This is a genomic window from Tepidimonas fonticaldi (assembly GCF_007556755.1).
GTDB classification, from domain to species: domain Bacteria; phylum Pseudomonadota; class Gammaproteobacteria; order Burkholderiales; family Burkholderiaceae_C; genus Tepidimonas; species Tepidimonas fonticaldi.
The window spans coordinates 1-6,243 of the sequence record NZ_VJOO01000057.1 but is presented as its reverse complement, the minus strand read 5'-3'; the positions used below and the strand labels follow the sequence as shown (position 1 = coordinate 6,243).

Here is a 6,243-nt window from a genome sequence, read left to right as displayed (position 1 = left end):
CATGCGCCACTTCCGCCGCCATGCCGATGCTCTCGCCCAGCGTCGGATGCGGGTGGATGGTCTTGCCGATGTCGACAGCGTCCGCACCCATCTCGATGGCCAGGGCGATCTCGCCGATCATGTCGCCCGCATGCGTGCCGACCATGCCGCCGCCCAGGATCTTGCCGTGGCCCCGGCCAGCATGGCCGTCTCCTGATCCTGCTTCGGGGCTGTCGTCGAACAGCAGCTTGGTGACGCCTTCGTCGCGGCCGTTGGCAATGGCGCGGCCCGAGGCCGCCCAGGGGAACAGGCCCTTCTTGACCTTGATGCCCTGCTGCTTGGCCTGGTCTTCGGTCAGGCCCACCCAGGCCACTTCGGGGTCGGTGTAGGCCACGCTGGGGATCACGCGGGCGTTGAAGGCGGCGCTGGCCAGTTCCTTGTTGCCCTGCAATTCGCCGGCGATCACTTCCGCCGCCACATGCGCCTCGTGCACCGCCTTGTGCGCCAGCATGGGCTGGCCCACGATGTCGCCGATGGCGAAGATGTGCGGCACATTGGTGCGCATCTGGATGTCCACGTTGGGGTCTCCTCGTTTTCAGTGCAATAAGTGACGGTACGAAAAGCTAGCACTGGCGCGGAGGTGGTGTTGGTAGATCGTTGATTTCATTGACTTTCCTGTTCACTTTCAAATCTGCGATTCGTGGCGTCAAACCGTGGTCGGTTTCATCCATTGGTGCCAGTTATCGATGCATTTGGCCGCGAAGGCAGGATTTGGTCAGCATAGCGGTCAACCGGGAAGCGAAACACACCCCGCAAGTTGATGCTCTCCAGCCTGGTGGGCGCAATCTTCCCGATCAGTTCCGGTGGAATGACCTGGCGGCGGTTCGACCAGCGATCCAGGACCGCCTGCATCTGTGAGGTATTCCACGCCATCACGATGTTGGCCATCAGGCTCAACGCATCGGCCACAGCCTGCATTTCATCGACACGTTTGGCCTGCGCCGGGCTGATCCGGCCGGTATAAATGGCGCGCTTGAGGGCGTTAACAGCCTCGCCCCGATTGAGCACCCGGCGCAACTCGTTCCTGAAAGCGTCCTTGACAAAGTAGTCAGCCAAAAACGCCGTACGCAGCAACCGCCCCAATTGCACGCCAGCCTCATAGATTGGATCGCCCTGGGCGGCAGAACCGAACCGCGCAAGAGCTGCCACCGCACTGGCATGTCCGCTCATGACCGAGGCTGCCAGGTGCACCAGACTATCCCAATGCTTTTCGATCAAAGCGACGTCGACATTGGCTTCGCACACCGCAGCGATTTCTGCGGGCACTTTGGTGCCGCGTGGCACAAAGAGGTGGCGCTGTTTGAGTTCCTTCAACCGCGGGCAAAGATCAAAACCAAGCAAACGGGCACCCGTTTGGTGGTCTCCATGCTCATCATGTCAGAAGATGCCAAATCGGACCGCCCCCAGGTGGCGGCAATCGGGTGTCGCTGCATGAATTCCAGCACAGCCTGGCAGGCCTGGCTCAGACGCCGTTCGTCCCGCGCCCAGCGCATGGCCTGGCGAATGCTGGTGGCAGACAATTGCGGAATCATGCGCGCGCATTCGACCGCAGTCAGACTGGTGCCGTGGGCCATGATGCCGGCATAGACCATCAGCAGCTCGTCGGTAGCCCACGCATCCCCAAAAACGTTGTGTGCCAACCCTGCATCGTGAACCTCAAAAGTGGGAGGCCACCATACCCGTTTACAAAGCGAACAGGAAAGTCAATGAAATCAACGGTCTACCCAGACCACCCCCGCGCCAGTGCTAGCTTTGCGTACCGTCACTTATTGCACTGAAAACGAGGAGACCCCGAGCGAGGCGAAAAAAAACCGCCTCGGGGTGTCCGAGGCGGCAAGTCTGCATGCGGTTCAGGGAGGAAGAAACCGCGCCGGCGATCAGGGAGGAAAACCGCGCGGCCTGATGTGCAGCTCGGCCACTTTAGACGTGGCGTGAAGGCCATGCACAGCCATTACACCGGCACGCAGGTGGACGTGAAGGTCTTGCGCCCCGAGCAGCAAGGCTTGCGTGCTGTCGGGCACTTCAACTTTTTTCACGCGAAGACGGGGCCACGTGGCTGGGCCCTGAGTTTGCCCTGGCTGGGTTTGGCCCCGGCCTGATGGGGCCCAACCCAAGGCTCAGGCCAAGGCACCTGTGATGCCGACCTGCCGATCGCGCGGGTCGATCAGCACGCCGGGGTTGAGAATGCCTTGCGGGTCCACCGTGGCCTTGGCAGCTTGCAACATCTGGCGGTACAAGGCGGGTGTTTCCTGCTCGTAGCCTGGCCGGTGGTCGCGCCCCACGGCGTGGTGGTGGGTGATGGTGCCGCCGTGCTTGATCACGGCCTCATTGGCGGCCTGCTTGATCTCGCGCCAGGCGGCCAGTGCCGAGGCTACATCGCCTTGTGCGCTGCCCAAGGCCGCGATGGTGAAGTAGGGCGCCGGCCCATCCGGGTAGATGTGCGTGAAGCGACAAGACACGAAGGCTGGATGGCCGGTGGCATGCTGCACGGCCTGGGCCACATCCTTGCGCACACCCTTGTAGAAGGCCTCGAAGTTGTTCCAGGTGGTGGCGGTCTCGAAGGTGTCCATGATGAGACCATTGCCCACAGCCGGGTCGCGCCAGTAGGGCATGCGCAGAAAAGCCTGCCGCCACGCACCGGCTGTGCCGCTGCGGTGTTCCTCGCCACCCTCATCACGCATCGAGCGCTCGACCGATTCGGCGTCGTAGCTGCCACCGTGGCTGCTCACCAGTTCCAGCGCACGGCGCATCCATTCGTTCAATGGGTGATCCGCTGATTCAAAGCCCAGCACCAGCACGGCGGCACTGCCGTCGCCTACGCCAGAAAACACGGTTTCCATCGGGTCCAGCAGGCGGCAGTTGCTGGGGTACAGGCCCGATTGCGCCAGGGCCCGCACGCATTGCACGGCTTGCTTGTAGTCGGTGAAACGTACCGATGCATTGGCGCGGAAGCGCGGGCGTTCCTGCAGGCGCATCCAGGCTTCGGTGAGCACGCCCATCGTGCCTTCCGAGCCCAGCACCAGGCGATCTTGCGAAGGGCCGGCACCCGATGCGGGCAGGCGGCGAGAGGCGCACACGCCCGAGGGGGTGACCATGCGGGTGTTCTCGACCAGGTCATCAATGTGGGTCATCAGCGTGGCGTAGTGGCCGCCGGCACGCGTCACGATCCAGCCGCCCAAGGTGGAGAACTCGAAGCTCTGCGGGTAGTGGCGCAAGGTATAGCCATGCGGCTTGAGTTGCGCTTCCAGTTCAGGGCCCAGCGCGCCGGCCTGGATGCGGGCCGCGCGGCTGATGGGGTCCACCTCCAGCACGCGGTTGAGTCGTTCCATGTCGAGCGACACGGCGGCGGCGTAGCTGTTGCCCACAGCGGCTTCCACACCGCCACACACGCTCGAGCCGCCACCATAAGGGATCACGGCCACGTTGTGGCGCGCGGCCCAATCCAGGATGTCGATCACGGCCTGCTCGTCATCGGGGTAGGCCACCCAGTCGGGCACGTGGGGCACCTGGCGCAACCACATGCGGGCCAGATCGGCGTAGCTCTTGCCCATGGCGTGGTTGAGCCGGTCCAGCGGCGTCGCCGAGAACATCTCGGCCAAAGCTGAAGGTGGGGCGATGCGCGGCGCAGGCAACGTGAAGTCGCTGACCTGGGGCTCGGGTCGGTCAGTGATCTGCCCGCCCAGCATCTGCACCATCATCCCGATGCGGGCCGATTCGTCCTGCGTCAGGTGTTCGGAGGCGACGCCCCAACCCCAGAAACGGCGAAGCGGGCGGCGAGAGAGTGTGGCGTTCATCGAGTGGGTCCTTTCGGTGTCGAGCCAGGTCGGGTTCTGAGGGTGACTGTATGCAGACGCCGGCCTTTACGCTGGTTAATCTGCGCCATCTTTCCGATAATTGGTGACAATGCGGCGTGCTGCCATCTCGGGTAGCGGAGTGCGTGTCGTGAATGGTTTGATGAGGGTGACCGGCGCCTGGACCGGCCTGTTGACGGACTGGCTGGACCGCGAAGGATTGGCTGCACCCAGGCTGCGTGCCCAACTTGCGCGCTTCGCGCCGGACGACGTCGTGCCGATTGCGGTCTGGCGCGAGGCCCTGGCACAGGCGGCGGCATTGCGCCCCGGCGTGCCGGCGCTGGGCCTTCAAATTGGCGCTGGTGTGCAACCCAGGCATCTGGGCGTCCTGGGTTACCTGGTGGCCGCCTCTGACAACCTGGGCGAGGCCATGCGGGTCTACCTGGCGTACGAGCGGCTGTTTTACGGCGCCAACCTGGCCCAGGTGAGCTGGCATGGCGACGAGGTCGAGATCGCCTGGCCGCCGGCCGAACAGGGCCCGATGTTCAACGAGGTGTCGATCGGCGCTCTGGTGACCTTCATGAGCCGTCAGGTGGACAACCCGCCTCGGCCTTTGCAGATCAGTTTTGTGCACGAGGCCACCCCAGGTTTGCGGGCCCACTACGAGGCCTTCTTTGCCTGCCCGGTGGTGTTTGGCAGCAGCCATACGCGGGTAAGGATCCCCTCGGCGTACATGCAGATTCCCATGCGGCACCCGGAGCCGGGTTTGCGCGCGCTGCTGGATGGGCAGGCCGAGGCGCTGCTGCGGGCGCTGCCCGAGCCAGGCGATTTTGATCAGGCCGTGCAGCGCCTCTTGTTGCGGGTGTTGCCGGAGGGCAGCGTGTCCGTGCACCGGCTGGCGAAGATGATGAACCAGTCTGCTCGCACGCTGCAGCGTCGATTGAGCCAGCATGGCCTGACCTGGCAGATGCTGCTGGATCGGACGCGTGAGCAACTGGCCAGACAGTATCTGCGCGACCCGGCCTTGTCGGTGTGCGAGGTGGCCATGATGCTGGGCTACAGCGACCAAAGCGCTTTCACCAAGGCCTTCAAGCGGTGGACGGCCGACACGCCCCAGGCGTGGCGCAGCCGTGGCAAGCGCTGATGCACGTGGCTCGTACCCCCTGAAAAGGCTATGACGTTTGCACCGATGCTGCCGATGAGGCGAATGGCCAGAATGCAAGGCCAACACAGTCTGTGATGCGCCGGCCATCATCGCGATGCGCCTGGCGCGTCTCCACCTCGGAGCAATGTCATGCAACGCCAAGTTGTGCAGTTGGGCCTGAGCGCCATCGCCACCACGGTTCTGGCCTCCTCGGCTTGGGCCGCTGCCACCCCCTGGACGCCCAACACCAGCGGCAATGTGGGTGCGGCCCCCACCACCTTCAACAAGTGGGAAGCCATCGAAGCCCCCGCCGAGTCCGGTGCCAGCTGCGGCAACGGCACGCCCTACCGCTTCTTCGTCAACCGCACCACCAACGCCGCCAACATGGCCAAGACGGTGATCGTGTTCGAGGGCGGCGGTGCCTGCTGGGAACAGAACGCCTGCCAGATGAAGGACGGCGTGCTGGGGGCCACCAACTACAAACGGATAGGAAATTCAACCGCATGAGGCCAAGTATGGCACGAGTTTTGGGCCTCGAAACACGTTCGGCCAAGGAAGGTTGAGCGCTCGCTTGCCGCTCAATGGCAAGAGCTTGGGAGGCAGTATGCATTTGGGCCTGGCGCGCGCGCAGCTGCTTCCCCGCAGCGATGGATACCGCCGCTTCACTGGGTCACCAATTGACGCGCTGGTCTACCTCGTCGGGTTGAGCTGCCAGATCCCAATCCGGCTCGCCTTGCGCACCATCATCCACCGGCGCGTCGCAGCCCTCCCACAGCGGTGGCCCGCGTGCCGGGGTGATGTGCGGGGGGGCAGACTCCACCCCGATGTGGTTCAGGATGTGGCGGATTTCGGCGCTGTGGGTGATGAAGGCAATGATGCGCATCTGCCCACCGCACATGGGGCACAGCAGCGGAAATGCCTCGTAGATGCGGGCAATCAGCACCGCCCACAAGTAATGCGCCGCTCGCTTCGGGCGTGCTTCAGGTTCGGGTGTGGGTGTGGCCGCGTTGCCCGGCGCCGCCACCCCAGGTACGCCCGCGCCAGGTTGTGCAGTCTCCACCGTGGCTGGTTGCGACGCAGCAGGCTGAGCCAGCGCCGTTACCGCCGCTCTCAGCGGCGAGTTTGGTGCCAGCACACCAAAGTAGCGGTGCCGGTGGGTGCGTGGCGGTGGCACCAGCGCGGCGATGCGGTCGATCAGTTCCAGCGGTGTGAGGTGCAGCTCATCAACCTTGGCACCGCGCTTGTCGCTGGTGGGTTCGCTGCGCTGCT

The 6,243-nt window shown here is 64.2% G+C and carries 4 protein-coding genes and 2 pseudogenes; 2 read left to right on the top strand and 4 right to left on the bottom strand.

What is annotated here, in order from left to right:
• The 3 genes and pseudogenes from Tfont_RS14085 to Tfont_RS14075 all read right to left on the bottom strand — a co-directional run.
• Nucleotides 1-571 (bottom strand): annotated as a pseudogene (locus tag Tfont_RS14085) (FAD-dependent oxidoreductase); the annotation flags it as partial.
• Nucleotides 572-702: 131 nt separating this feature from the next.
• Nucleotides 703-1,649 (bottom strand): annotated as a pseudogene (locus Tfont_RS14080) (Tn3 family transposase); the annotation flags it as partial.
• A 507-nt stretch (nt 1,650-2,156) separates the two neighbouring features.
• On the bottom strand, nt 2,157-3,833 hold the full coding sequence (locus Tfont_RS14075) for an FAD-binding oxidoreductase (protein ID WP_143969908.1): 1,677 nt from the start codon (nt 3,831-3,833) through the stop codon (nt 2,157-2,159).
• 160 nt (nt 3,834-3,993) lie between these two features.
• Between Tfont_RS14075 and Tfont_RS14070 the strand changes: the two genes are divergently transcribed.
• Both Tfont_RS14070 and Tfont_RS14065 read left to right on the top strand, forming a co-directional pair.
• Nucleotides 3,994-4,974 carry a helix-turn-helix domain-containing protein gene (locus Tfont_RS14070; RefSeq protein ID WP_221934302.1) on the top strand — a complete coding sequence of 327 codons (981 nt, stop codon included), beginning with the start codon at nt 3,994-3,996 and terminating at the stop codon, nt 4,972-4,974.
• Between the two features lie 150 nt (nt 4,975-5,124).
• Entirely contained in the window at nt 5,125-5,481 is a 357-nt protein-coding gene (locus tag Tfont_RS14065; protein WP_143969906.1) for a hypothetical protein, read from the top strand.
• A 163-nt stretch (nt 5,482-5,644) separates the two neighbouring features.
• Here Tfont_RS14065 and Tfont_RS14060 read toward each other — a convergent pair.
• Nucleotides 5,645-6,243, bottom strand: a 599-nt coding sequence (locus Tfont_RS14060; protein WP_185974548.1) for a transposase, incomplete at its 5' end; no start/stop codon positions are given.